At 69.6% G+C, this 24,511-nt stretch carries 21 protein-coding genes and 1 tRNA gene; 4 read left to right on the top strand and 18 right to left on the bottom strand.

Annotated features, from left to right (window positions below; all coding sequences use genetic code 11):
- Nucleotides 1–39: 39 nt before the first annotated feature.
- The 4 genes from A33M_RS09275 to A33M_RS09290 form a co-directional block, all read right to left on the bottom strand.
- A complete protein-coding gene (locus A33M_RS09275; RefSeq protein WP_008386169.1) occupies nt 40–738 on the bottom strand; it encodes a Crp/Fnr family transcriptional regulator in 699 nt (232 codons plus the stop codon).
- A gap of 228 nt (nt 739–966) precedes the next feature.
- Nucleotides 967–1,043 (bottom strand) — tRNA-His (locus A33M_RS09280).
- Nucleotides 1,044–1,323: 280 nt separating this feature from the next.
- Nucleotides 1,324–1,998 (bottom strand): ParA family protein, encoded by a 675-nt coding sequence (locus tag A33M_RS09285; RefSeq protein ID WP_008386170.1) that lies wholly within the window; start codon nt 1,996–1,998, stop codon nt 1,324–1,326.
- 379 nt (nt 1,999–2,377) lie between these two features.
- Complete coding sequence (locus tag A33M_RS09290) at nt 2,378–3,055, bottom strand: HAD family hydrolase (protein ID WP_008386172.1); 678 nt, start codon at nt 3,053–3,055, stop codon at nt 2,378–2,380.
- 261 nt (nt 3,056–3,316) lie between these two features.
- Between A33M_RS09290 and bluB the strand changes: the two genes are divergently transcribed.
- Together bluB and A33M_RS22875 are read left to right on the top strand one after the other, a co-directional pair.
- Complete coding sequence (gene bluB, locus A33M_RS09295; protein WP_008386174.1) at nt 3,317–4,033, top strand: 5,6-dimethylbenzimidazole synthase; 717 nt, start codon at nt 3,317–3,319, stop codon at nt 4,031–4,033.
- Between the two features lie 56 nt (nt 4,034–4,089).
- Entirely contained in the window at nt 4,090–4,812 is a 723-nt protein-coding gene (locus A33M_RS22875) for a class I SAM-dependent methyltransferase (RefSeq protein WP_192814099.1), read from the top strand.
- A gap of 193 nt (nt 4,813–5,005) precedes the next feature.
- Here A33M_RS22875 and feoB read toward each other — a convergent pair whose 3' ends face one another.
- The 5 genes from feoB to A33M_RS09320 all read right to left on the bottom strand — a co-directional run bounded on the left by feoB (nt 5,006) and on the right by A33M_RS09320 (nt 11,235).
- Nucleotides 5,006–6,895 (bottom strand): ferrous iron transport protein B, encoded by a 1,890-nt coding sequence (gene feoB / locus A33M_RS09300; RefSeq protein WP_008386175.1) that lies wholly within the window; start codon nt 6,893–6,895, stop codon nt 5,006–5,008.
- Nucleotides 6,896–6,908: 13 nt separating this feature from the next.
- Nucleotides 6,909–7,223, bottom strand: coding sequence for a FeoA family protein (locus A33M_RS09305; protein ID WP_157223402.1), 315 nt, complete (start codon nt 7,221–7,223; stop codon nt 6,909–6,911).
- 238 nt (nt 7,224–7,461) lie between these two features.
- On the bottom strand, nt 7,462–9,195 hold the full coding sequence (locus tag A33M_RS09310) for an acyl-CoA carboxylase subunit beta (RefSeq protein ID WP_008386179.1): 1,734 nt from the start codon (nt 9,193–9,195) through the stop codon (nt 7,462–7,464).
- A gap of 263 nt (nt 9,196–9,458) precedes the next feature.
- Complete coding sequence (locus tag A33M_RS09315; RefSeq protein WP_008386181.1) at nt 9,459–9,785, bottom strand: metal-sulfur cluster assembly factor; 327 nt, start codon at nt 9,783–9,785, stop codon at nt 9,459–9,461.
- Between the two features lie 250 nt (nt 9,786–10,035).
- Nucleotides 10,036–11,235, bottom strand: a complete 1,200-nt coding sequence (locus A33M_RS09320; protein WP_008386183.1) for an ABC transporter substrate-binding protein — start codon at nt 11,233–11,235, stop codon at nt 10,036–10,038.
- 368 nt (nt 11,236–11,603) lie between these two features.
- Between A33M_RS09320 and mutS the strand changes: the two genes are divergently transcribed.
- Nucleotides 11,604–14,285, top strand: a complete 2,682-nt coding sequence (mutS, locus tag A33M_RS09325) for a DNA mismatch repair protein MutS (RefSeq protein ID WP_202801840.1) — start codon at nt 11,604–11,606, stop codon at nt 14,283–14,285.
- Nucleotides 14,286–14,400: 115 nt separating this feature from the next.
- Here mutS and A33M_RS09330 read toward each other — a convergent pair whose 3' ends face one another.
- Both A33M_RS09330 and A33M_RS09335 read right to left on the bottom strand, forming a co-directional pair.
- Nucleotides 14,401–16,041, bottom strand: coding sequence for a lysine--tRNA ligase (locus A33M_RS09330; protein WP_008386188.1), 1,641 nt, complete (start codon nt 16,039–16,041; stop codon nt 14,401–14,403).
- A 130-nt stretch (nt 16,042–16,171) separates the two neighbouring features.
- The gene (locus A33M_RS09335; protein ID WP_085977067.1) at nt 16,172–17,047 is read right to left on the bottom strand and encodes a transporter substrate-binding domain-containing protein; all 876 of its coding nucleotides are present in this window, start codon (nt 17,045–17,047) and stop codon (nt 16,172–16,174) included.
- Between the two features lie 291 nt (nt 17,048–17,338).
- Between A33M_RS09335 and A33M_RS09340 the strand changes: the two genes are divergently transcribed.
- Entirely contained in the window at nt 17,339–19,324 is a 1,986-nt protein-coding gene (locus tag A33M_RS09340) for a glycosyltransferase (RefSeq protein WP_157223403.1), read from the top strand.
- On the opposite strand, the gene A33M_RS09345 is transcribed toward A33M_RS09340, so the two are convergent.
- The 7 genes from A33M_RS09345 to A33M_RS09380 all read right to left on the bottom strand — a co-directional run bounded on the left by A33M_RS09345 (nt 19,225) and on the right by A33M_RS09380 (nt 24,509).
- Entirely contained in the window at nt 19,225–19,731 is a 507-nt protein-coding gene (locus A33M_RS09345; RefSeq protein WP_052026982.1) for a hypothetical protein, read from the bottom strand. The genes A33M_RS09340 and A33M_RS09345 overlap by 100 nt on opposite strands.
- Nucleotides 19,732–19,931: 200 nt before the next feature.
- Nucleotides 19,932–21,200, bottom strand: coding sequence for a 23S rRNA (adenine(2503)-C(2))-methyltransferase RlmN (gene rlmN, locus A33M_RS09355; RefSeq protein ID WP_008386197.1), 1,269 nt, complete (start codon nt 21,198–21,200; stop codon nt 19,932–19,934).
- Nucleotides 21,201–21,435: 235 nt separating this feature from the next.
- Nucleotides 21,436–22,269: a universal stress protein gene (locus tag A33M_RS09360; protein WP_008386200.1), complete on the bottom strand. Its 834-nt coding sequence runs from the start codon at nt 22,267–22,269 to the stop codon at nt 21,436–21,438.
- A gap of 143 nt (nt 22,270–22,412) precedes the next feature.
- Nucleotides 22,413–23,348 carry a 1-phosphofructokinase family hexose kinase gene (locus A33M_RS09365; RefSeq protein WP_008386203.1) on the bottom strand — a complete coding sequence of 312 codons (936 nt, stop codon included), beginning with the start codon at nt 23,346–23,348 and terminating at the stop codon, nt 22,413–22,415.
- Between the two features lie 21 nt (nt 23,349–23,369).
- Nucleotides 23,370–23,747 carry a Na+/H+ antiporter subunit G gene (locus tag A33M_RS09370; protein ID WP_008386205.1) on the bottom strand — a complete coding sequence of 126 codons (378 nt, stop codon included), beginning with the start codon at nt 23,745–23,747 and terminating at the stop codon, nt 23,370–23,372.
- 7 nt (nt 23,748–23,754) lie between these two features.
- Entirely contained in the window at nt 23,755–24,024 is a 270-nt protein-coding gene (locus A33M_RS09375; RefSeq protein ID WP_008386208.1) for a K+/H+ antiporter subunit F, read from the bottom strand.
- The gene (locus A33M_RS09380) at nt 24,021–24,509 is read right to left on the bottom strand and encodes a Na+/H+ antiporter subunit E (protein ID WP_008386210.1); all 489 of its coding nucleotides are present in this window, start codon (nt 24,507–24,509) and stop codon (nt 24,021–24,023) included. Before A33M_RS09380 ends, A33M_RS09375 begins: the two co-directional genes overlap by 4 nt.
- Between the last annotated feature and the right edge of the window lie 2 nt (nt 24,510–24,511).

A 24,511-nucleotide genomic window follows, 5' to 3' on the forward strand; every position in this document is an offset into this window, starting at 1 on the left:
CCGAAAGACGCGGGCTCGCGCCGGACCAGGCTCGGTGGCTCAGTCGGGCTCGCCCTCGGCGAGCAGCATCAGGCGGTGCGGCTCCACCACGGTGATGCGCTGGCGGCCGCTCTCGACCAGCCCCTGGTCCTCCCAGCCGCTCAGGATGCGGCTGACGGTGTGCAGTGTGGTGCCGGTCATCTCGGCGATGTCCTGGCGCGAGATCGGGAAGTCGATCTGGACGCCGCGCTCGACCTTGCGGCCGGCCTGCTTGGCGAGGCGCAGGAGGGCGTGGGCGACGCGGCGCTCGACCTGCTCGGTCGACATCTCGACCACCCGCGTGTGCAGCTCCTGAAGACGGCTGCCGACGGTGACGAGGGTGTTGGCGCCGAGCATCGGGTGGGCGGCGACCAGCCGCGGCCACGCCGCGGTCGGCCACTGCAGCGCGAGGCTGTCGACCACCGCCACGGCGGTGCCGGGATAGGTGGTCCGGCCGATCGCCATCGCCACGCCGAACGGCTCGCCGGCCGACACCCAGCGCACCACCACCTGCTGCCCGTCCGCCGTCACCTTGAAGACGCGCAGATTGCCGTGCAGCAGCACGAAGAAGGCGTGCGCCTCGGCATCCTGGTGAAAGACGGTGGCGCCCTTGGGATAGCGGGTCACCTGCGCCTCGCGCAGCAGCGCGTCGAGCTCGGCCGGGGCGAGCCCGGCAAAGATCGGCAGAGCGGCGACCAGCGCGCGATCGACGTCGGCCATCAGGCGAGTCTCGGACAGGAGGCGCGCGGGCGCAGAGCCGGGCGAGGTGTCGTCATGCGGGTCCGGGGGCGAGAGCGGCAGCCCCGATTCACTCGCACGCCGGCGGCGACCGCGCAATCCGTTCGCCGTGGGCGGTGGCGACGGGGATCGGGGCAGGACATCGCCACGCCGTCCGGGCGGGCGCTCGGTCGGTCGGTCGGCGGGAAAGCGCGGCTGGAAGGGGTTTTTTGGTACAGCTGGGTGGACTCGAACCACCGACCTCCTGATCCACAGTCAGGCGCTCTAACCAACTGAGCTACAGCTGCACGCGCGAGCGCGCGGAAACTAGGCGCAGACGGCGGATTTGGCAAGCCGGTCCGGCGGGTGGCGTGCACCACCTTTTTGCGGGGCGGCGGGGGCCGCGGGCGCCGGGCCGGTCGAGAGGTCTCGGACCGGGCCGCGGCGGGTGCGGACGGGTGCGCCGCGCACCGAATGCGTGGCCGCCGGCGGCTCCCCCCCCCACAGTCGGCCGTGGGTCACGGCACCACTGCGGTGCAGCCCTCGAGCCGGCGGTCGGACCGGGCGAGCCCGCGAACCCCGAGCCGCTCAGGCGGCGCGTTCGGCGGGCGAGCGGCCCTTGGTCCCGGTGATCGCCTCGACCGAGCGCTCGACCGCCGACCACAGGGCGCCGATCTCGGCGGCGGCCGCCGAGTGAGGGTCGACCTCCGGTGCGCTGGCGCCGGCCGCGAGCGCCAGCGAGAAGCCGGCGCGCTGGGTGATCTGGCCCGACCACACCGGAATGCCGAGCCGATCGAGATGGGCGCGGGCGTGCGCCACCACCGGCGCCTCGCGGTCGTCGCGGCGGGCGGGCGCGGCGTTGATCACCACGGCATAGGGCTTTGCCCGCTCCTGTGCGGTCTTCACCGTCTCGCGCACGGCGTGCAGATCGAACAGGCTCGGCCGGGCCGGCACCAGCACCATGGTGGAGGCCCGGATCGCCTCGCTCACCACCACCCACATGGTCGGCGGCGTGTCGATGAACACCCAGTCGTAGCCCTCGGTCATGGCGATCGCCAAAAGGCCGTCGACGCCGCGCGCCGCGTTCTTGACGATCGGCTCGCCGCCCGGTCGCAGCGACTGCCACAGCGTCAGCGAGCCCTGGGGGTCGGCATCGACGAGGAGGCAACGGTGTCCCGCCTGATGGGCGGCGGCGGCGAGATGGGCGGTGAGCGTGCTCTTGCCCGCGCCACCCTTGCGGGAGGCCAACGTGACGATGTTCATGGGCCACTCCTCGGCTCTGCAGGGGAGCCTGCGGGAGCCATGGTTAACGGAACGTAAATCGCAGAAAGCGCGTCCTTTTCCAATCCGGCACGGCGGCGGCGGGTGGTGACGCCGCCGCTTCGGAGCGGCGGCCCGGCCAAGGGATTTCCGATGGTCTCACAAAGGGATACGCCACGATCCGTAGGGTTGCGCCCGACCAAAATATCGCCGATTTGCACGTAGTCGTCCGGATAGCCACGATTGCGGCCGGACTGCGGCTTTCGCGGATGCGTCCATCCGCGAGATACGGTCGGCGGGGCCGAAGGCATGGCCCGGCCGACCATTTTCCGGCGAATCGCCCCCGGCCCGGCTCACCCCGCCCCGGCTCACCCGGCCCGGCTCACCGGCGCCCGCCCACCTCGTCGATGTGCGCGAGCATCTCGGCCGGATCCTCGAACACCCGGTAGGCGCCCGCCCGCACCAGCTCGTCGTCGCCATAGCCGCCCGACAAGAGGCCGATGCCGAGGGCGCGGGCGCGCTGCGCCGCCAGCATGTCCCACACGCTGTCGCCGACCACGCAGGCGGTCTCGATCGGCACGCCCAACCGTTCGGCGGCGGTAATGAAGAGGTCGGGGTCGGGCTTTGCGTACTTCACCTGGTCGCGGGTGACGACCGGCACCCGGTCGAAATCGACCCCGAGCGTCTCGATCGTCCGGCGAGCGGTCTCCATCCGGCCGCTGGTGGCGATCGCCCACGGGATCTCCGCCTCGGTCAGCCAGGCGAGCAGCTCTCTTGCGCCGGGCAGCGGCTCGATCGCCGCCGAGCGCTGCCCGAAGGCTTCCGCATGGCGGTCGCGCAGGCGGCGGTCGAGCTCGGGCGTCATCGTCATCCCGGTCTCGCGCAGGAGCTGCTCGGTGAACAGGCCGCCGCTCATGCCGATCTTGCGGTGGATGCGCCACACCGACAGCGGCAGGTTCTCCGCCTCCAGCGCCTCGTGCCAGGCGAGGACGTGATGATAGACGCTGTCGATCAGCGTGCCGTCGAGGTCGAACAGGAAGGCGGTTTTCGGGCGGGCCATGCGGCGGCGATCTCCTTCGAGGCGCGCCGGCGACGCACCGCCGGCGCAAGCGAATCATGACCGATTCGTCGCACCGCCCCGCGACGGTTTTGCGATGCGGTCGCCGGCATCCCCAGCTCGCGCGCAAATCCCCGCCGTCCGCTCGCCTTGGCAGCCCGCCGCCGGCATGGCATTGAACGGCGAGACGGTCGGCGCGGCCGCCCGGCGGCGCCACCGCGCCTTCCTTTTTTTCCCGCGGCCCCGCATCGACAGGGGGAGCACGTGACCACCGACACCCGGCCGGACGACGTCCAGCAGCACGCCGACTTCTCGCCCGCCGAGCGCGACGCGGTCTATCGCTGCATCGAGACGCGGCGCGACGTGCGCGGTCAGTTCCTCCCCGACCCGATCCCCGACGACGTGCTGGCGCGCCTGCTGCACGCGGCCCATCATGCGCCCTCGGTCGGCTTCATGCAGCCGTGGGACTTCATCGTGGTGCGCGATCCGGCCGCCAAGCAGCGGGTGCATACGGCGTTCGCCGCCGCCCACAAGGAAGCCTCGCAAATGTTTCCCGACGAGAAGGCGGCGCGCTATCGCGCCCTCAAGCTCGAAGGGATTCTCGAGGCGCCGGTCGGGCTGTGCATCACCTGCGACCGCGAGCGCACCGGCCCGGTGGTGATCGGCCGCACCCACCAGCCGGAGATGGACCTCTACAGCGCGGTGTGTGCGGTGCAGACGCTGTGGCTCGCGGCACGGGCGGAAAATCTCGGGGTCGGCTGGGTCAGCATCGTCCGCTACGAGGACCTTCGCACCGCGCTCGGGATCCCGCCGCGCATCCAGCCGATCGCCTATCTGTGCATCGGCCGGGTGTCGCACTTCTATGCCAAGCCGGAGCTGGAGACGGCCGGGTGGCTGCCGCGGCTGCCGCTGCGCGATCTCGTGTGGTTCGACGCCTGGCACCACCGCGACGGGGACGAGTCCCTGCTGTCTGCACTATAGAAACCACTTACTATTGGATTTGCGTGCATCAACCCACCGTCTGTGAGGTAATGAAAATGCCCTCGAAAGAACATGAACTATGGTTCGCACCAGAAGGCGGATCTAGCGCGGTTCCGGGCTTTTTGACATCCGTTTCCGCCCAGTTCATCTCTACTCTACTTACCTATCAAATAGACAAGGAAATAAAAGGCAGTATATCCGAGATCGGGACATTCATGGGGAAAACATTTGTAGGCCTCGTGAAAGCATCTCGACGAGACGAAATTGTTTTAGGACTTGATGTCTTTCCGGAATACGTTGAGCTCGGATTCAAAAAAACAATGAGCCAACTACCTAAAACAGAAGTCGAAAACGTCGTGGCTGTGAAGAAAAGCAGCCGAGACGTCTCTACGCTTGAATGGATTAGCCGACTCAAGACGCCCGCGCGATTCATTCATATTGACGGAGAACACAGCTATGACGCAATAGCCAACGACCTCAGGCTTGCGTCTTCTTTCTTATCGAAAAGGTCTATTGTCGTTATAGACGACTTCCTGCACGATTGGTATCCTGACCTAACTGAAGGCATAATTGATTCTTTTAAAATTCTCCGAAACATCGTGCCGATTGCCGTTGCGCCAAGACTGGGGCACCTACAGGATGGGGGAACAAAACTCATCTGTAGTACAGAAGACGGCGCCCTGGAATACCGAAACCATATACTCAACACGTTTCGCGATAAAAAGGCAAGAACCGTTCGTTTTGTCGGACGAGAAATCATTACCTTTCAAGGCTTCTAGAAGAACGGCACGCGGGCAGCACATTTCATTGACGCATAAGGAGGTTATGGGTTTTCGCCATCGTCGGCGCGTGGGGAGGGTTTTATAGCGTCATGGGCATGCTGTGCTCGCCGATTCAATCCGAATTCCATGATGAAATGCCTAACAACACGCTGCGCTCACTGTTTCTGCCAAAAACGTCCGCCCGCCCGCGTCAGCCGGCGCCGAGGGCGACGGCCGTGTTGTAGGTGACGAAGGCGGCGGCGTAGGCGAGCGTCAGCATGTAGCCGAAGGTCACCGCCACCCAGCGCCAGCCGCCGGTCTCGCGCTTGATCACCGCCAGCGTCGCCGCACATTGCGGGGCGAAGATGTACCAGGCGAGCAGCGCGAGTGCGGTCGCGAGGCTCCAGCTCTGCGCGAGCGCCTCGCCGATCTGGGTGTCGCCGCCGCCGATCGAGTAGACGGTGCCCAGCGCCGCGACCGCCACCTCGCGGGCCGCCATGCCGGGCACCAGCGCGACGTTGATCTGCCAGTTGAAGCCGATCGGCGCGGTGAGCGGCGCCAGCGCGTGGCCGATCATCGAGGCGAGGCTGTAGGTGATGGCCGGCTCGGTGGCGCCTTCGGGCGGCTGCGGAAACGAGGCGAGGAACCAGATCAGCACCGCCATCGCGAAGATGATGGTGCCGGCCCGCTCGAGAAACGCCTTTGCCCGCGTGACCAGGCCGAGGGCGACGCTCTTCGGGCGCGGCAGCTTGTAGTCCGGCAGCTCCAGCATGAACGGCTCGGACGGCTGGTCGCGCCAGAAGACCCGCTTGGCGACGAAGGCGACGGTGAGCGCCCCGAGGATGCCGACCGCATAGAGCGAGAACATCACCACGCCCTGCAGGTCGAACAGGCCGAGCACCGGGCGGCTCGGCACGAAGGCCGAGATCAGCAGCACATAGACCGGGATGCGCGCCGAGCAGGTCATCAGCGGCGCTACCAGGATGGTGGTCAGGCGGTCGCGCCGGGAATCGATCACGCGGGTCGCCATGATGCCGGGGATGGCGCAGGCAAAGCTCGACAGGAGCGGGATGAAGGCGCGGCCGTGCAGGCCGGCGCTGCCCATCACCCGGTCCATCAAGAAGGCGGCGCGGGCGAGATAGCCGAGATCCTCCAGCACCAGGATGAAGAAGAAAAGGATGAGGATCTGCGGCAGGAAGACCAGCACGCCGCCGACCCCGGCGATCACGCCGTCCTTCAGGAAGCTCTGCAGGAGGCCGGCCGGCACGTATGCCTCGACCAGCCCGCCGAGCGCATCGAAGGCGGCCTCGATCAGATCCATCGCCGGGGCGGCCCAGGTGAACACCGCCTGGAACATCACGAACAGGATCACCAGCAGGATGACGATGCCGGCGACCGGGTGCAGCAGCACGGTGTCGAGCCGGCCGGTCAGGGTGTCCGGCCGCCCCGGCGTCGTCACGCAGGCGCGGAGAATGCGGTCGGCCTCCCGCTGGGTGGCGCGCAGCTCGTGGGCGCTCGGCGTGGTCCAGGTGTTGGCGGCCGTGGTGGTGGTGCCGTCCGGCGCGGTGGAGGCGTCGACCATCGCGTCCATGCGGGCGAGGAGGTCCTCGACGCCGCCGCGGCGCACCGCCGCGGAGGTGACGACCGGCACGCCGAGCTCGTCCGACAAACGGTCGAGATCGAAGGCGAAGCCACGGTGCTTCGCGATGTCGATCATGTTGAGGGCGAGGATCAGCGGCCGCCCGACTTTTTTCAGCTCGAGCACCAGCCGCAGCGCGATCCGCAGATTGGTCGAATCGGCGACGCACAGGAGCATGTCGGGCTGCGTCTCGCCGGGGAGACGGCCGAGCACGGCGTCGCGGGTGATCTGCTCGTCGGGGCTGCGGGCGCGCAGCGAATAGGTGCCGGGGAGATCCAGCAGATGGACGGTGCGGCCGGCCGGGGTTTTGAAGGTGCCCGACTTCCGCTCGACGGTGACGCCCGGATAGTTGGCGACCTTCTGCTTGCTCCCCGTCAGGGCGTTGAACAGCGAGGTCTTGCCGCAGTTCGGGTTGCCGACGAGCGCCAGATGCAGCGGGCCCGCCGAAGAGGCGGTGGTCATCGGGCGGGTCCGGTCAGCTCACCAGGATCGCCATCGCCTCGCGGCGACGCAGCGCGATGGTCGCCTCGTTGACCCGCACGGCGATCGGATCGCGGCCGAAGGCGCCTTCGTGCAAGATCTCGATGCGCGCGCCCTCGACGAAGCCGAGCTCGATCAGGCGGCTTTCCAGCTCGCCGGCCGGCAGGTCGGGATAGCCGTCGGCGCTGATCGCGTCGACATGGCCGCAGAAGCCGCGGCGGGCTTTTCCGAGCGGGGTCTGCGGACCAGCGGGAAGGGAGACGGACGACAGCAGCCCGTGAGTTGCGCCGGACAGGGAAAGAACGGACATCGACACCATCCGGTCGCGAAGACGGGGGAGCATCGCGACGCTTTGTAAATGAGAACGATTTTCAAACTCGTTGTCGGAGACGCGTGCCTCCGAGTCAAGCAGCCGACCCCCCTGCGATCAAAGCTTAGACATTTTACAAAGAGGTCGGGGCCCGCAGCCGGGCTTGCCCGGCCGGCCCGGGCAAGCCCGGCCTCGGCCGATCCGCGCGGCGACGGAAAACCTCCCGGACAGGTTGCGTCTACCCTCGGATCAATCGCGGAAGAATCATCTGGTGCGGCGGGCAGAGCGAGCCGGGGTTCTGGTAGACCGCCCCGGCGAAGGCTTCGAGATAGCTGCGCAGCCGCGTGAGGTCGACGATCTCGTCGACCAGGCCGTGCTTGGCGCAGAACAGCGGCCGCGACGTCTCGTGGTATTTTCGTGCCATCGCGTTCATCGTCTCGGCGACCGGCTCCAGCGGCTTGCCGGCCTCCTTGTCCTTGGCGGCACGGCGGGCATAGGCGGCGATCGCTGCGGTCTCGCCGTGCATCACGTAGATTTCGGTCGCCGCGGTGCCGAGCGTGAAGGCGTTGTGGCGGGTCGCGGTCGGCCCGCCCATGATGTAGTGCGCCGCCGCCGTCCCCTTGCGCAGCACGACGAGCATCATCGGCACGTCGGTCTGCTGGATCGAGTAGATCAGCGTCTGACCGAGGCCCAAGAGCTCGGCCTTTTCCGCGGCGTCGCCGACATCGATGCCGGTGGTGTCCTGGAACCACAGCACCGGGATGCGGTCGCGCCCGCAATGGGTGACGAACTCGCTCGTCTTGATCAGCCCCTGCCGATAGAGCTTTCCGCCGATGCCCGGATAGTCCGCGTACTCCGGATAGCCGCGCGGCAAGAGGCCGAGCCGGTTGGCGACCACGCCGACCAGGAAGCCGTCGATCTTGACGAGCCCGGTATAGACCTCGGGCCCGTAGTCGGGGCGGAAGGCGAGGTGCTCGGAGCCGTCGACGAGGCGCGCCAGAACGTCCTCGAACACGTAGGTCTCGCGCTGGTTGAACGGCAGGAGGTGATAGAGGTCGTCGGCGGCAAAGCGCGGCGACGCCGGCTGCGCCACGCGAAAAATCTTCGGGTCGTAGGCGGGCAGCGCCCGGATGGTCTCCTTGATGCCGTCGAGCACGCCGGTCTCGTCCTCGAACACGCGGGAGACGAAGCCGGTGTGCTCGAAATGGGTCGCCATGCCGCCCGGCGGGTCGTCGCGCATCTCGCGCGTCTTGGCGATCAGCGCCTCCAGCATCTCGGCGTCGAAGCCGCCCTTGGGCGACATGCCCGACACGATGGCGACGCCGCCGACCGCGATATTGGCGTCCTTGTGGGCGAGCAGGATGGTCGGGCTGATGCTGTGATAGCCGCCGCCCGCCGGGTTCGAGCCATAGATGCCGGCGATCACCGGGATGCCGGCCTGCTGCAGCTCGGCGTTGCGGAAGAAGGTCGTGCCGCCGCCGCGCCGGCCGGCATAGAAGCGCTCCTGCTCCGGGAGCTTCACGCCCGAGCAGTTGACCAGCCACACCAGCGGCACCCGCAGGCGGCGGGCGATGTCGGTGACGCGGTGGACGTTCTCCGCCTGGCCGGGCAGCCACGCGCCGGCCGAGACCTTGTTGTCGAAGCCGACGATCACCGCCCAGCGGCCGCCGATCTTTCCCAGCCCGTCGACCACGTTGGTGGTGCCTTCCGGGTTGTCGTCGGGGTCGTACAGGCTGTGCAGCGGATGCCAGGTGCCGGGATCGACCAGATAATCGAGCCGCTGCCACACGGTGAGTGCGCCGCGCGCATTGATCGCCTCGGTCGAAAGCCCGACCTCGCGGCGGGCGGCGCGGCGGGCTTCGAGATCGGCCTCGATCTCGGCGAGCGCGCGCCGGCTCTTCTGCATGCGCTCGACATGGGCCTCGCTCGGCGCCTTGCCGAGCGGGGGCATCGCACGGAAATAGGAGTGCATGGCGTTTCGTCCCCGTTCGTTTCTCGCGAAGCGCCGGGCTTTTCTCGCGAGAAAGCCGCGGCGCCGCTGTTCGCGACAGTGTGGAACGGGGAGACGGCGACGCCAACCGGTACGATCGTCTCGCACCGCCGCAACCGGCAGGGTTTTGGAATTTCGTCAGGTCCGGGAGAGACGCGCCCGCCGGGCGGAACCGGTGGGCGCACCCGCCGGGGCGCGCCCGGTCAGTGCAGGTCGGTCAGTGCAGCCCGATCAGTGCAGCCCGGTCAGTGCAGGTCGGTGAACGGCGTGCCGGGCACCCAGCCGAGCGCGCTGCGGCCTTCCTCGGTCATCAGCTCGGGGCTCCAGGGCGGATCCCACATCAGCCGCACCCGCACGCTCGGGGTCTCGCGGAAGCGACGGCGCAGCACGTCCTTCGCCTCGCTCGCCATGGTCTCGCCGAACGGGCAGGTCGGCGCCGTGGTGGTCATGTCGACCACGATGCCCTCCTTGGTCCAGTCGGCGCGATAGATCAGCCCGAGATCGACGATGCTGATGCCGAGCTCGGGATCCATCACCTCCTCGAGGGCGCGCAGAATGTCGGGGTCGCTCATCGTCGGTCCTTTGGCGGTCCCTCGGCTCGCCCGGGGGGCGAAGCGGAGGGTGGGGGGTCTGTCGAATCGGCCGTGAGGCGATCCGGAACGCCGCGGCGGGTGAAACAATGGCGGGCGCCCGCGGCGCCGTTCCTTGTCATAAGTCAAGCGCGCCCGTTGCTTGGAGCAAGAAGACTTCCAATCGAGGCGGCTCGCCGAACCCTCTCGGATCGCGCCGGCAGGGGCGCCGCCGGCGGGGCCGGCGTAGCCGTCACGACCCTTGTCCCGACACCAGCACCCAGCCGCCGTTGTCGATCTCGAGCATCCGGAACGCCCCGAGGTCGAGGCCGAGATGGTCGGTCGGCGACATGGTGACCACCCCGCCGGTGCCGACGAAGCCCTTGGTCGCCTCCAGCGCGTCGCGCAGCTTCGTGCGGTCGAAGCCGCCGGCGCGCTTCGCCGCGTCGACCACCAGCATCAGCGCGTCGTGGGCGTGGCCGGCAAAGGTCGACACCGGCAGGCCGGTCGCCGCGCTGAAGGTTTTCGCGAAGCGCACCACCACCGGCTTTTGCGGGTCGCCGTCCGGCAGCTTGTCGGCGATCAGCAGCGCCGAGGCCGGCAGCCGCACGCCGTCGGCGGCCCCGCCGGCCAGCGCGACGAAGGTCTTCGAGGCGACGCCGTAGCTCTGATAGAGCGGAAGCCGGATGTCGAGATGGCGATAGGTCCGGGTGACGATCGCCGGTCCCTGGCCGTGGCCCGCGACCACCACCGCCTGCAGGTCGGGCACCGCGGCGAGCGCGCGCAGCTGCGGCGTCACGTCGGTGTCGGCCGGGCCGAAGCGCTCCTCGTGGGCGACGGTGATGCCGAAGGCCGGCGCCGCCTTGACGCACTGGGTGCGCATCGAGCGGCCGAACGCGTCGGTGCCGGAGACGATGGCGATGCGGGCGAGGCCGCGCCGCTTCAGGTCGGCAAAGATGCGTTCGCAGGCCATGCGGTCGGTGTGGGCGGTCTTGAACACCCATTTGCGCACCGGCTCGATCACCTCGACGCCTCCGGCGAGCGAGACCAGCGGCGTGTGGGTGCTCTCGGCGACCGGGATCATCGCCAGCGTGGTGCCGGTGGTGGTGCCGCCGACGATCGCGATCACCCCTTCCTCCGCCAGCGTGCGGGCGAAAACCTTCGCGGCGTTCGGGTCGCCGCCGTCGTCGTGGACGATCAGCTCGAGCTTTTCGCCGTTCACCCCGCCGGCGGCGTTGACCGCCGCGACGTCCATCTCGAGCGCCGCCTTCTCCGGAACCCCGAGATATTCCGATGGTCCGGTGATCGACAGCACGGCGCCGATCTTTGCCGCGAGCGCCGGCGCGGCGCCCGCGAGAAGCGCGGCGGCGAGGAGGCCGGCGGCCGCGACACGGCGCAAGAGAACACGGGGCACGAGGAGACGGCGCGCGAGAAGACGGTGCAGCAGGATCATGGGCACTCCCAGGGGCGGCCCTGTCCGGCCGCGTTTCCGACCCGAAGCTCGTCGTTGTTTCGTTGTCTTTTGCGTGGGCGTGTGCGTGGACGTAGGAGGAGCTTTTCCGGCGAGCGCCGCCCGCGAGTGCGGCCGCCGGCCGATCGGAACGCGCCGCCGCGGCGAAAGTTCCGCCTGTTCCCCGCCGCCGGCGCGGCGCTCTCCACAAGCGGCCGGCCGGGGCGGTTAGAAACCGCGCGACCGTTCTGCTAGCGTGCGCCGCCATGGACGCCCCCCTTCATCCCGACGCCATCGGCACGCCCGCACCGGGCACGCCCGCGCCCGACACGCGTGTGACGAGCACGCCCGCCGAGACGCGCGTGTCGCCGATGATGGAGCAGTACATCGAGATAAAAACCGCCAATCCGGACTGCCTCTTGTTCTACCGGATGGGCGACTTCTACGAGATGTTCTTCGAGGACGCCGAGACCGCGAGCCGCGCGCTCGGCATCGTGCTGACCAAGCGCGGCAAGCATCTCGGCGCCGACATCCCGATGTGCGGCGTGCCGATCGAGCGCGCGGACGAGTATCTGAACCGGCTGATCGCGCTCGGCCACCGGGTCGCGGTGTGCGAGCAGATGGAGGACCCGGCGGAGGCGCGAAAGCGCGGCGGCAAATCGGTGGTGAAGCGCGACGTCGTGCGCCTCGTCACCCCCGGCACGCTGACCGAGGACACGCTGCTCGACGCCCGTCGCAACAACTTCCTGGCGGCGATCGTGCGGGCGAAGCCCTCCACCCCCGACGACGAGGGCCGCTTCGCGCTGGCGAGCCTCGACATCTCGACCGGCGAGTTTCATCTGTGCGAGTGCGACCGCACCGGGCTCGCCGCCGAGATCGCCCGCCTCGAGCCGGGCGAGGTGATCGTCTCAGACGCGCTCTATTCCGACCCCGATCTCGCGCCCTATCTGCGCACGCTGCCGGCGGTGACGCCGCTCGGCCGCGACGTGTTCGACGGGGCGACCGCCGAGCGCCGGCTCGCCTCCTATTTCGCGGTGGCGACCACCGACGCGTTCGGCACCTTCTCCAGGCTCGAGCTGACCGCCGCCGCCGCCTGCGTCACCTATGTCGAGCGCACCCAGCTCGGCAAGCGGCCGCCGCTGTCGCCGCCGAGCCGCGAGGCGTCGGGCGCCACGCTGTCGATCGATGCCGCGACCCGCGCCAATCTCGAGCTGATGCGGACTTTGTCGGGCGAGCGGCGCGGCTCGCTGGTGGCCGCGGTCGATCGCACCGTCACCGCCGCCGGCTCGCGGCTGCTGGCGCAGCGGATCGCCGCGCCGCTGACCGACCCGGTCGCGATCGCCCGCCGGCTCGATGCGGTGGACGCCTTCTGTAGCGACGCCAGCCTGCGCGGCGCGGTGCGGGACAAGCTCGGCGCGACCCCGGACCTCGCCCGCGCGCTCGCCCGCCTGGTGCTCGGGCGCGGTGGCCCGCGCGATCTCGCCGCCGTGCGCGACGGGCTTCTGGCCGCCGCCGAGCTTTCGGCGCTGCTGTCCGGCGACGCGATGCCCGCGGAGCTGGCCTCTGCTGCCAGCGACCTGAAAAAGCCCGACCCGGCGCTCGGCCGGCTGCTCGGCGACACGCTCGCCGACGAGCTGCCGCTGCAGAAGCGCGACGGTGGCTTCGTGCGGGCGGGCTCGGACCCCGCGCTCGACGAGGCACGCGCCTTGCGCGACGAGTCGCGCCGGGTGATCGCCGCGCTTCAGGCGCGCTACGCCGACGACACCGGGGTCCGCGCGCTGAAGATCAAGCACAACAACGTGCTCGGCTATTTCGTCGAGGTCTCGGCCCAGCACGGCGAGCGGCTGATGACGGCGCCCGCCAACGAGACCTTCATCCACCGCCAGACGCTCGCCGGCCAGGTGCGCTTCACCACCACCGAGCTCGGCGCGCTGGAGGCGAAGATCGCCAGCGCCGCCGACCGCGCGCTCGGGCTCGAGCTCGAGGCGTTCGAGCGGATGTCGGCGGCGGTGGTCGCGGCGGCGGACGCGGTGAAGGCGGCGGCCCACGCGCTCGCGGTGATCGACGTTGCGGCGAGCCTCGCGCTGGTCGCAGTGGAATGCCGCTGGGTGCGGCCGGAGGTCGATGCGAGCCTCGCCTTCTCGATCGAGGGCGGCCGGCATCCGGTGGTCGAGCAGGCGCTCGCCGCCGACGGCGGGGCGTTCGTCGCCAACGACTGCGACCTGTCACCGGCGCCGGAGGCGTCCGGGCGGGAGGCGCCGGAGAAGCTGGGCGGGTCGGGCCGGATCGCCGTGCTGACCGGCCCGAACATGGCGGGCAAGTCGACCTATCTGCGCCAGAACGCCTTGATCGCGGTGCTCGCCCAGGCCGGCAGCTTCGTGCCGGCGGCGCGCGCGCATATCGGCGTGGTCGACCGGCTGTTTTCGCGGGTGGGTGCGGCCGACGACCTCGCCCGCGGCCGCTCGACCTTCATGGTCGAGATGGTCGAGACGGCGGCGATCCTCAATCAGGCCGGCGAGCGCGCGCTGGTCATTCTCGACGAGATCGGCCGCGGCACCGCGACCTTCGACGGCCTGTCGATCGCCTGGGCGGCGATCGAGCATCTGCACGACGTCAATCGCTGCCGGGCGCTGTTCGCGACCCATTTCCACGAGCTGACGGCGCTCTCGAAAAAGCTCGACCGGTTGTTCAACGCCACCGTCCGGGTCACCGAGTGGCACGGCGACGTGGTATTTCTCCACGAGGTCGTGCCGGGCGCGGCCGACCGCTCCTACGGCATCCAGGTGGCGAAGCTCGCCGGCCTGCCGGCGCCGGTGATCGAGCGGGCGAAGCACGTCTTGGGCGTGCTCGAGGCCGAGGACCGGACCTCGCCGGCGAGAAAACTGGTCGACGATCTGCCCTTGTTCGCCGCCCGCCCAGTGGCACCACCGCCCGCCGCCGACCCCAAGGCCGCCGGCCTCTTGAAGGCGCTCGAATCCCTCGACCCCGACGACCTGTCGCCGCGCGAGGCGCTCGACGCGCTCTACCGTCTCAAGGCCGCGGCCAAGGGGTGATATGAAAAAAGACACCCGCTCGGCGCGGTGTTCGATAGAGCGCACCAACCCTTCCCTCTCCCCTCGTAGCCCCACGGGAGAGGCCAAGAGCCCGCCGCTCGGGGCGGAAACGTTGTCACGCGCTGCGGGCGAGCGCGTCGTCGATCATCTCGATGGTGTTCTTCAGGCCGTAGATCGCGACGAACGAGCCGAAGCGCGGGCCCTTCTCCTGGCCGAGCAGCACCTGATACAGCAGGTTGAACCAGTCGAGCGAGACGCCCGGCTTGCCGTCCTTGCCGGTCTTCTTCTCGTCGAGGAACGGCGGGCGGCGGCCGACCTCGAACACCACCTCCTGGATCTTCTCCGCCGGCGCATCCTCCGGCAGCCCGGCGAGCGCGTCGCGCAGATCGAGCAGCGCCGCGCGCTCCGGCTCGGTCGGCTCGCGGAACGTTTTGGTGGGCAGGACGAAGTCGCGAAAATAGTGGATCGCATACTCGACCATGCGGCCGAGCTTCGGATGCGTCTCCGGCGTCACCCCCGGACAGGTGCGGCCGATGAAGCCCCACAAGGTCTCGGCGTTCTCGGCGTTCGAGGCCGACACGAGGTTCAAGAGCATCGTGAAGGAGATCGGCGCCTCGGGGGCGGGCGGCTCGCCGGCATGGATGTGCCACACCGGATTGGCGAGCCGCTGCTTGACGTCCTGGCGCCGATAGGCGTCGAGATACTGCGCGTACTCGTCGACGTGGCGCGGGATCACGTCGAAATAGAGCCGCTTGGCCGATTTCGGCTCGCGATACATGAACAGCGACAGGCTTTCCGGGCTCGCATAGCGCAGCCACTCGTCGATCGTCAGCCCGTTGCCCTTGGACTTCGAGATCTTCTGGCCCTTCTCGTCGAGGAAGAGCTCGTAATTGAAGCCCTCGGGCGGCTGGCCGCCGAGCAGCTTGCAGATCGCGCCCGACAGCTTCACCGAGTCGATCAAGTCCTTGCCGGCCATCTCGTAGTCGATGCCGAGGGCGGCCCAGCGCATCGCCCAGTCGGGCTTCCATTGCAGCTTGCAGTGGCCGCCGGTGACCGGCAGCGTGATGCGCTCGCCGCTCTTCGGGTCGTCGTAGGAGATGGTGCCGGCCTCGGCGTCGCGCTCGACGATCGCCACCTGCAAGACCTCGCCCGTCGTCGGGCAGATCGGCAGGAACGGCGAGTAGGAGGCGGCGCGCTCCTCGCGCAGGCTCGGCAGCATCACCGCCATCACGTCCTCGAAGCGCGCCAGCACCTTTCGCAGCGCCGCGTCGAACCGGCCGGAGGTGTAGCACTCGGTCGAGGAGTAGAACTCGTACTCGAAGCCGAAGGTGTCGAGAAAGGCGCGCAGCCGCGCATTGTTGTGCTCGCCGAAGCTTTGGTGCGTGCCGAACGGGTCGGGCACGCGGGTCAGGGGCTTGCCGAGATGCTGCGCGACGAGTTCCTTGTTCGGGATGTTGTCGGGCACCTTGCGCAGCCCGTCCATGTCGTCCGAGAAGGCGATCAGCCGGGTTTTTATCCTGTCCTCGGTGAGCACCCGGAAGGCGTGCCGCACCATGGTGGTGCGGGCGACCTCGCCGAACGTGCCGATGTGCGGCAGGCCGGAGGGGCCGTAGCCGGTCTCGAAGATCACCTCGTCCTTCGGCCGCTTCTTCAGCCGCGCGACGATCTTGCGCGCTTCCTCGAACGGCCAGGCGGAGGCGTTCTCGGCCAGCGTGCGGAGCGCTGCGGGATCGGTCGCGGAAACGGGTGCGGGCATTTTCTTCTCTCTCTTCGGACGGTGCGGCGCGCAGTCCGGGCCGACGCGGGCCACGCACGTCGTGTACGAAACGGCGGGCCGTCGGGTCAAATCGCGCGGTGTCCGGCGGGCAACTACCGACCCACGGCCGTCAGAACGGGTTCACCGGAAAATACTTCAGCCACAGGTCGGCGAAGGTGCCGTTCTCCCACAGGCGAAACAGCGCCCAGTCGAGGGCGAGGCGGAGCTGGTCGTTCCCCTTCTTCACCGCGACGCCGACGCCCTCGCCGAAATAGCGGCTCTCGACGAACGGGCCGCCGAAAAAGGCGCAGCAGCCGTTCGACTCCTTGCCGTTGAGCCAGAAGGCGAGCGCGTAGCCGTCGCCGAACAACAGGTCGGTGTCGCCCTTCGCCAGCGCGGCGCGCGCCTCCTCGGCGGTCGGATAGGGCTTCACCTGCGCCTCGGTGAACAGCGTGCGGAGATAGGCCTCGTGGGCGGTGCCGGCGACCACCGCGACGGTCTTGCCCTCCAGCCGCTGCGGGCTGGCCGGGCCGCTGCCGGCGTCGCGGCGGGCGACGAAGCGGGCGACCGGCCGGTAATAGGGATCGCTGAAATCGACCGCCTTGCGGGTGTCCGGCGTCACCGCCATCGAGGCGATCGCGGCATCGGCGCGGCCTTCGTTCAGCGTGTCGATCAAGGTGTCGAAGCGGCGCATCTGCATCGTGCAGCCGACCTTCAGCTCCTCGCAGATCGCGCGGGCGAGATCGATGTTGAAGCCGGCCGGGTTGCCGTCGGGCCCGGCATAGTCGAACGGCGGATAGTCCACCTCGCTGACGAAGCGGATCATGGTCAGCCGCAGGTCCGGGCGCTCGGGGCGGCGACGCGGGTCCCAGAAGCCGGGCACCGGCACGCCCGGCCCGCCCGACGAGGCGGCCTCGGCGTGCGCCGGGGCGGCCGCGAACGGCGAGGGCACGCCGAGCGGCGCTGCGACCGGTCCGAGGCCGAGCACTGCTGCAATCGCCAACATGCGCAAAATCTGGCGGGAAATTCGATTCGCTCGCAACTCTCGCGCGCTTTTGGTAAAGTCGTATGGCATCCGGTGGTCCGGGGTCGGGATAGTCGCCCGCGCCCTTATAGACGAAGACGCACGCCGGAGCAGCGCCGAGCGACAGACAAAAGCGTCTTCTCGACGAGCCGTGCGGCTTCGACCATGCAGGACCGATCCGAGACCCCGCGGCCTCGGCCGCCTTCGCTGTGGCCGGTCGCCGGGACGAACGCGCCCGCCGAGCGGCCGACCGAGCGTCCGGCGCCGCCGTCCGTGCGCCCCCGTCGCCCGCCGGACGGGACGGCACGCCGCGGCGTCGATCCCTGCCCGGAGCTCGACTGCGTCCGCCACCTGCTGTCGCCGGCGGTTCTGGCGGCGGTCGCCCGGCGCGCGCTCGATCTCGGCGTCACCGCCGACCGGGTTCTGGTCACGTCCGGCCTGCTGACCGAGGAAACCTACGTTCGCGCGCTCGCAAGACATCTCGGCGTGCCGTTCGAGCCGATCGACTGGCGCGCCCGCTCGGCCTGCCCGCTGCCCGACGAGGCGTTTCTGCAAGCCGCCGCCGCCGGCATGCTGCGGATCACCCCCGCGGAGGACGGTCTCGGTCGGGACGTCCCGGTGATCGCCCCGAAGAACATGGCGACGCGCCGGCTCGCCGAGCTCGCGGGCTCGCCCGCCGCGGCGCATGTGCGGCTCACCACCGGCGACCGCTTGCGGCGCTATGTCCGGCGCGAGGGCGAGGCGGCGCTCGGCCGCGAGGCGACCGAGCGCCTGGCGAAAACGCATCCGCGGCTCTCGGCCGCCCGCCGGCGTGGACGGCGCCCGCACCCGGAAATCGCCGCGACGCTGGGCGGCCTGCTCGCCGCCGCGATTCTGGCGCCACGCGCCGTGGTGATCGGGCTCGGGGCGGCGCTGGCGCTGGTGTTTCTCGCCTGGACGGGATTGCGGCTCGCAGCCCTTCTCGACTCCGACCCGCCCCGCCGCCCGGCGCCCCGTGTCCCGGACCGGGATCTGCCGCCCTACACGATCGTGGTCGCGCTCCACCACGAGGCGAAGACGCTGCCGCAGCTGGTGCGGGCGCTCGATGCGCTCGATTACCCGCCGGAAAAGCTGCAGATCGTGCTGGCGCTCGAGGAGGACGATGCCGAGACCCGCGCCGCGGCCGCCGCCCTGCCGCTCGCCCCGCCGTGGGAGATTCTCACGGTTCCGGCGATCGGGCCGCGGACGAAGCCGAAGGCGCTGAACGCGGCGCTGCCGTTCGCCCGCGGCGCCTTTCTCGCGGTGTTCGACGCCGAGGACCGCCCCGAGCCCGACCAGCTCCGCAAGGCGCTGGCGGCGTTCGACCGCAGCGGCCCGCGGCTCGCCTGCGTGCAGGCGCGCCTGACCATCGACAACACCGACGACGGCCTCTTGCCGGCGCTGTTCACTGCCGAATATGCCGCCCTGTTCGACGTCTTCCTGCCGGCGCTCGCCCGCTGGCGGCTGCCGCTGCCGCTCGGCGGCTCGTCCAACCATTTTCGCACCAGCGTGCTGCACGAGGTCGGCGGCTGGGACCCGTGGAATCTCACCGAGGACGCCGATCTCGGCCTGCGGCTCGCCCGCTTCGGCTTCACCACCACGATGGTCGCCTCGACCACGCTCGAGGAAGCTCCGGCAAAACTCGGGCCGTGGCTGAAGCAGCGCACCCGCTGGTTCCAGGGCTGGATCCAGACCTGGCTCGTGCATATGCGCGCGCCGTGGCGGGCGTGGCATTCGCTCGGGCCCCACGGGTTCGCGACGCTGCAGCTCGTCGTCGGCGGCACCGTGCTGGCGGCGCTGGTCCATCCGGTGTTCGCCACCGCGCTTCTGGTGAAGCTCTTTCTCGACGGCCTACCGACCATGACCGACACGGTGGATACCGCGGTGGTTTTTCTGTTCGGCGGCACGTTCGTGGTCGGCCACCTCGCCTCGCTGCTGCTCGCCTTCAAGGGATTGATGCGCCGAAAGCTCCTGTCGATCGCCTGGGTGCTGCTCTTGATGCCGCTGCACTGGCTGCTGCTGGCGATCGCCGCGTGGCGGGCGCTGATAAAATTCTTTCGCGACCCGTATCGCTGGGACAAGACCGAGCACGGGCTCGCACGGACCTCGCGAACCGGCGCCTTGCCGGGGGAACCGAAGCGTCAGGCGGGCGGGAGGGGCGGCGCGCGCTCGGGCGGCATCGTCTCGCGCTTGCGCAGCGGCCGGAAGAAGCCGGCCGACGAGCCAGCGATCAGCCAATAGACGAGACCTGCGGCGATCCCCGCCGCCATCGGCACGGTCGGGGCGGAGAAGAGGCGCAAATCGCCGTCCGGCCCCGCCGCGAGCGACCAGCCGATCCAGGCGGCGAGCACGCCGTTCGCCACGTGAAAGATCCACGAGCGGATCGCAAAAATCTCGGCGATCAGCGCGCCGAGCGCGGCCGGTGCGAGCGTCAGCGTCACCGTCGCCGACAGCGCGGCGAACAGCACGGGCGCCGCCTCGACCAGCGCGAAGACGAAGTCGCCCTGCTGCTCGGGGCTCGCGCCGGCGAGCGCATCGAGCGCGCCGCGGTTCGCCACCATCACCACCGCGACCGCGACCAGCGTCGCGATCACGCCGCCGAGCGGGACCAGCAGAAAGCGAAGCAGCAGGCGGCCGAGATCGTCCATGGGACGAGCTTACACGACGGGAGGTCGCACGACGACCGGCGACGCCGGTATCATACCAGCGGCGGGAAACGATGACCTCATCCTGAGGGTCGCCGACGGCGGCGTCTCGAAGGATGAGGCCCGCACGGTGGCCTCGCCCTTCGAGACGCACTCCTGCGGAGTGCTCCTCAGGACGAGGTCGGACTCTATCGCCGTTGGTATCACTCGGTGATCGCCATCGCGCGGAGGGCGTCGCGCTCGCGGGCCGAGAGCTTTTCCGTCGCGCTCTTGAGCTGGCCGCAGGCGGCAAAGATGTCGCGGCCGCGCGGCGTGCGCACCGGCGAGGAGTAGCCGGCGTTGAACACGTATTCCGAAAATTTCTCGATCTGCTCCCAGTCGGAGCACTCGTACGTGCTGCCCGGCCACGGATTGAACGGGATCAGATTGATCTTTGCCGGGATGCCCTTCAGGAGCTTCACCAAAGCCTTGGCGTCGGCGAGCGAGTCGTTGACGCCCTTCAGCATCACGTACTCGAAGGTGATGCGCTTGGCGTTGGAGAGGCCGGGATAGTCGCGGCACGCCGCCATCAGCTCGGCGATCGGGTACTTCTTGTTGAGCGGCACCAGCTTGTCGCGGATCTCGTCGCGCACCGCGTGCAGCGAGATCGCCAGCATCACGCCGATCTCGGCGCCGGCCTTTTCGATCATCGGCACGACGCCGGAGGTCGACAGCGTGATGCGGCGCTTGGAGAGGCCCAACCCCTCGCCGTCGGCGACCACCAGAAGCGCGTCGCGCACCGCCTCGAAATTGTAGAGCGGCTCGCCCATCCCCATCATCACGATGTTGGAGACGAAACGGCCGCCGTCGGTCGGCACGATGCCGTCGGTCGGCGGCTTTCCGCCCGGCCAATCGCCCAGACGGTCCCGCGCCACCAGCAGCTGGCCGACGATCTCGCCGGCGGTCAGGTTGCGCACCAGCCGCTGCGTGCCGGTGTGGCAGAACGTGCAGGACAGCGTGCAGCCGACCTGGCTCGACACGCACAGCGTGCCGCGGTCGGTCTCCGGGATGTAGACGCACTCGACCTCGTGCGCCCGGCCCGCGCCGTCCCCCGGCATCCGCAGAAGCCATTTTCGCGTGCCGTCGGTCGAGACCTGCTCGGCCACCACCTCGGGCCGCGCCAGCGTGTAATGCTCGGCGAGCTTTACCCGCAGCTCCTTGGACATCGAGGTCATCACCTCGAAGTCCTGCGCGCCGCGCACGTAAAGCCAGTGCCACACCTGCTGCAGGCGCATCTTTGCCTGCGCCGGCGGCACGCCGATGCCGATCAGCGCCTCCCGCAGCTTTTCGCGCGAAAGCCCGACCAGCGACGGTTTGTCCGGCGCCGCATAAACCTCCGCGGCCGCCTTCTCGAGCGGCGCCGGCTCGCGCGCGGCGTCCGGGGCGATCGCCGGGGCGGCCGGCATGGCGGTATCGTGCTGCGGGGTGGTCATCGGGTCTCTTCGGGTGCGAAAAACGGCGTCGGAGCGAGGCTTTTAGTCGCTCGCGGCCGCCCTGTCCAAGCCGGCGGCTCTTGCCGCGTTTTTCCCGAGATGGGGAGCCGAGGCGGCGGGCGCTACCGGGGCATGCAAAACCAATTTCCGCTCGTCCCCGCGAAGGCGGGGACCCAGGGAGAAAAAGAAAGCTGGGTTCCCGTTTTCGCGGGAACGAGCGGGTGGACACCCGCCGTCAGTGATAGAGGAACAGCGCGCAGGGCGGCTTTTCCAGAAGCTCGCTGGTGGTCGATCCGAACAGGAGCTCGCGCAGCCCGGTCCGGCCATAGGCGCCCATCACCAACACGCCGGCGCGACGCGTCTCGACCTCCTCGGCCAGCACCGTCGCGGCGTCGCGGTCGGTGGCGATCGGCACCGGATCGGCGCGGTAGCCGTGGGCGCGGAGATAATCGGTCGCGCGGCCTGCCGGCTTGGCGGCGAGCGCCTCGGTCTCCTCGATCGCCACCACCGACACCTTGCTGCCGCGCTCGAGGCCGAGCAGCGCAAAGAGCTGCAGCGCGCGCATCGCCGGCAAGCTGCCGTCATAGGCGACGATCACGCCGTCGCCGGCCGGCAGCCGCTCGGGGCACACCACCACCGGGCGCGGCGTCGCCGACAGGAGGCCCGAGATCACCTCGGACACCGTCTCGCGGGCACCACCGTGAAAGGCGGTGTCGTGGCCGGTGACGATCAGGTCGCGGGTTTCGGCGGCATTGGTGAGCGAATCCTCGGCGTCGCCCTCGAACACCAGCCGGTCGCAGGCGACCTCGCTTTTGGCGCATTCGGCCTCGAACGCCTGCTGCAGGCGGCCGGCGGTCTGCTCGGCCTTGGCCTTCAGCTCGTCCTCGAGATGCGCCTTGTAGGCGGTCGCGCCGAGCGCACCGGGCATCGGCGATTCGATTGCGGCGAGGTCGACGCCGGCGAGGCCGGACAGGCCCGCACCGGTCTGCCGTGCCAGCCGAAACGCGTAAGTTCGCGCACAGGCGGACGAGTCGGTCTCGCCCAGCAGCACCAGCACCCGCTTCAGCATGTCTTTGCGCCCGCTCCGAGCGACCGATCCGCCGGCCGCGCCGGCGCGATCCTACCAGCGCCCGGACAAAGGGCAATGTCGCCCCGGCATGCCCCGCCTCGCGCCGGCGCAATGCCCGGCCGCGCCGCGGGCGCGCAGCGGCGTCACAGCGGCTGCACCACCACTTGGTGATAAAGCCGCTCGACGTCGCCCTTGTGGCACAGCTCCGTGCCCGGCGTGATGACCGCTGCCGAGCCGGCCGCGACCGCCCAGCGGAACGCCTCGTCGAGCGGCTTGCCGGCGGCGAGCGCCCACATCAGCGCGCCGACGAAGCTGTCGCCGGCGCCGACCGCGCTCGACGCGACGACCGGCGGCGAGACCGCGCGCAACGCGGCGTCGGCGCCGACCAGAAGCGCACCGTCCTCACCGAGCGACACCGCCAACAGCTCGGCATGGCCGGCGGCGATCACCGCACGGCAGGCGGCGACCCGCGAAGCGTCGTCCTCCAGCGCCTGACCGGTCAGCTCGCGCAGCTCGCGCAGGTTCGGTTTTGCGAGAAACACGCCGTGGGTGAGCGCGAGCCGCAGCGCCGCGCCGGAGGTGTCGACCACCGGCTTCAGCCGGCCGGCGGTGCGCTTCGCCGCCTCGGCATAAAACCCGTCCGGCACGCCGGGCGGCAGGCTGCCGCTGAGCACCAGATAGCCGCTCGCGACCGGCAGGTCGGCGACCAGCCTCAGCGCCTCCTGCCATTCGGCGTCCGAGAAGGACGGGCCCGGCAGCACGAAGCGGTACTGCTGGCCGGTGCCGGTCTCGTCGACGGTAAAACTCTGGCGGGTCTCGTGGGCGACCTCGTAGGTGAGGCCGCGCACGCCCTCCTCCTCGACCAGCTTGTGGAGAAGCTGCCCGGTGACGCCGCCGACGGGATAGAAGGCGGTGACGTCGCCGCCGAGTCGGGCGATCACCCGCGCCGCATTGATGCCACCGCCGCCGGGATCGCGCAGCGCGCTGGCGCACCGCAGCTTGTGGATCGGCATGACCTTGTCGACCGCGGTCGACAGGTCGATCGACGGGTTCATCGTCACGGTGACGATCGGTTGCATCTCCCCCTCCGTTCGGATCGGTCAGGCCGCCGGCGCGTCCTCGCGGGCCGGCTTCAGGGTCGCCCAGCCGGCGCCGTCGGGCGCCTCCGGCAACGTGTTCTGCAGCGCACCATCGCGCAGAATGTGCGCCTTGGCGATCATGTGGGCGGTCACCGGCGCGGTGAGGAACAGGAAGACCGAGATCAGGATCTCGTGCAAGGACGGCGCGCCGCGCACCAGCAGAAAATACAGCATCGAAGCAAGGAGCAGCGCGCCGATGCCGAGCGTGGTCGCCTTGGTCGGCCCGTGCAGCCGGCGCATCAGATCGGGCAGCTTTGCGAGGCCGAACGAGCCGACCACCAGGAAGAACGCCCCGATCAGGATCAGGGCCGAGACCAGAAGCTCTGTCGCGAAGGCCATGCGTGCCTCACTCGATCACGTTGCCGCGCAAGAGATACTTGCAGAAGGCGACGGTCGACAGAAAGCCGACCATCGCGAACAGGAGCGCCGCCTCGAAATAGAGGCCGGTGCCGAAAAACACGCCGACCACCACCACCAGCGCGATCGCGTTGATCACCATGGTGTCGAGCGCGAGCACGCGGTCGAGCACCGCCGGGCCGCGCGCGAGGCGGTAGAGATTCATCAGGAGCGCGGCGGCAATCGCGCCGAAGGCGATCAGGCAGGCGGTCTCGATCATTCGAAGATCTCCTTCAGGCGGCGCTCGTAGCGCTGCTTGATGCCGGCGACCACGGCGTCCGGATCGTCGGCCTCGAGGCAGTGGACGAGGATCGCGCCGCCATCGGCGGCGAGATCGGCGCTGACGGTGCCGGGGGTCAGCGTGATGGTGCCGGCGAGCACCGTCACCGCCTCCGGCGTGCGCAGATCGAGCGGCACCGAGACGAAGCGCGAGCGCAGGCTCTCGCCGCGGCGAAACAGCACCAGATAGGCGACCTGCACGTTGGAGACGAGGATGTCCCAGGCGACCACCAGCCCGTATTCGACGATCTTCAACGGCCGCTTCAGGCGCGGATGGCCGGGCCAGTAGTCCTGCGTGAACCACGGGATGCCGACGCCGAGCGCTAGGCCGAGCAGCAGGTGCCCGGCCGACACGGTGTTCACCAGCGCGAGCCACACCAGCGCGATCACGACGGTGAGGACGGGATGCGGAAGAAAGCGCGCCATTC

This window comes from Rhodovulum sp. PH10 (genome assembly GCF_000293785.1).
GTDB lineage: Bacteria > Pseudomonadota > Alphaproteobacteria > Rhizobiales > Xanthobacteraceae > Rhodoplanes.

Excerpts from the sequence above, each read along its gene's own strand:
- A33M_RS09275 (WP_008386169.1), bottom strand. The coding sequence starts at position 738 with ATGGCCGACGTCGATCGCGCGCTGGTCGCCGCTCTGCCGATCTTTGCC.
- A33M_RS09285 (WP_008386170.1), bottom strand. The coding sequence starts at position 1,998 with ATGAACATCGTCACGTTGGCCTCCCGCAAGGGTGGCGCGGGCAAGAGC.
- A33M_RS09290 (WP_008386172.1), bottom strand. The coding sequence starts at position 3,055 with ATGGCCCGCCCGAAAACCGCCTTCCTGTTCGACCTCGACGGCACGCTG.
- A33M_RS22875 (WP_192814099.1), top strand. The coding sequence starts at position 4,090 with ATGCCCTCGAAAGAACATGAACTATGGTTCGCACCAGAAGGCGGATCT.
- feoB (WP_008386175.1), bottom strand. The coding sequence starts at position 6,895 with ATGACCACCGCCTCTTCGGCGGGCCCGCTGCATCTGGCGCTCGTCGGC.
- A33M_RS09305 (WP_157223402.1), bottom strand. The coding sequence starts at position 7,223 with ATGTCCGTTCTTTCCCTGTCCGGCGCAACTCACGGGCTGCTGTCGTCC.
- A33M_RS09310 (WP_008386179.1), bottom strand. The coding sequence starts at position 9,195 with ATGCACTCCTATTTCCGTGCGATGCCCCCGCTCGGCAAGGCGCCGAGC.
- A33M_RS09315 (WP_008386181.1), bottom strand. The coding sequence starts at position 9,785 with ATGAGCGACCCCGACATTCTGCGCGCCCTCGAGGAGGTGATGGATCCC.
- A33M_RS09320 (WP_008386183.1), bottom strand. The coding sequence starts at position 11,235 with ATGATCCTGCTGCACCGTCTTCTCGCGCGCCGTCTCCTCGTGCCCCGT.
- mutS (WP_202801840.1), top strand. The coding sequence starts at position 11,604 with ATGATGGAGCAGTACATCGAGATAAAAACCGCCAATCCGGACTGCCTC.
- A33M_RS09330 (WP_008386188.1), bottom strand. The coding sequence starts at position 16,041 with ATGCCCGCACCCGTTTCCGCGACCGATCCCGCAGCGCTCCGCACGCTG.
- A33M_RS09335 (WP_085977067.1), bottom strand. The coding sequence starts at position 17,047 with ATGTTGGCGATTGCAGCAGTGCTCGGCCTCGGACCGGTCGCAGCGCCG.
- A33M_RS09345 (WP_052026982.1), bottom strand. The coding sequence starts at position 19,731 with ATGGACGATCTCGGCCGCCTGCTGCTTCGCTTTCTGCTGGTCCCGCTC.
- rlmN (WP_008386197.1), bottom strand. The coding sequence starts at position 21,200 with ATGACCACCCCGCAGCACGATACCGCCATGCCGGCCGCCCCGGCGATC.
- A33M_RS09360 (WP_008386200.1), bottom strand. The coding sequence starts at position 22,269 with ATGCTGAAGCGGGTGCTGGTGCTGCTGGGCGAGACCGACTCGTCCGCC.
- A33M_RS09365 (WP_008386203.1), bottom strand. The coding sequence starts at position 23,348 with ATGCAACCGATCGTCACCGTGACGATGAACCCGTCGATCGACCTGTCG.
- A33M_RS09370 (WP_008386205.1), bottom strand. The coding sequence starts at position 23,747 with ATGGCCTTCGCGACAGAGCTTCTGGTCTCGGCCCTGATCCTGATCGGG.
- A33M_RS09375 (WP_008386208.1), bottom strand. The coding sequence starts at position 24,024 with ATGATCGAGACCGCCTGCCTGATCGCCTTCGGCGCGATTGCCGCCGCG.
- A33M_RS09380 (WP_008386210.1), bottom strand. The coding sequence starts at position 24,509 with ATGGCGCGCTTTCTTCCGCATCCCGTCCTCACCGTCGTGATCGCGCTG.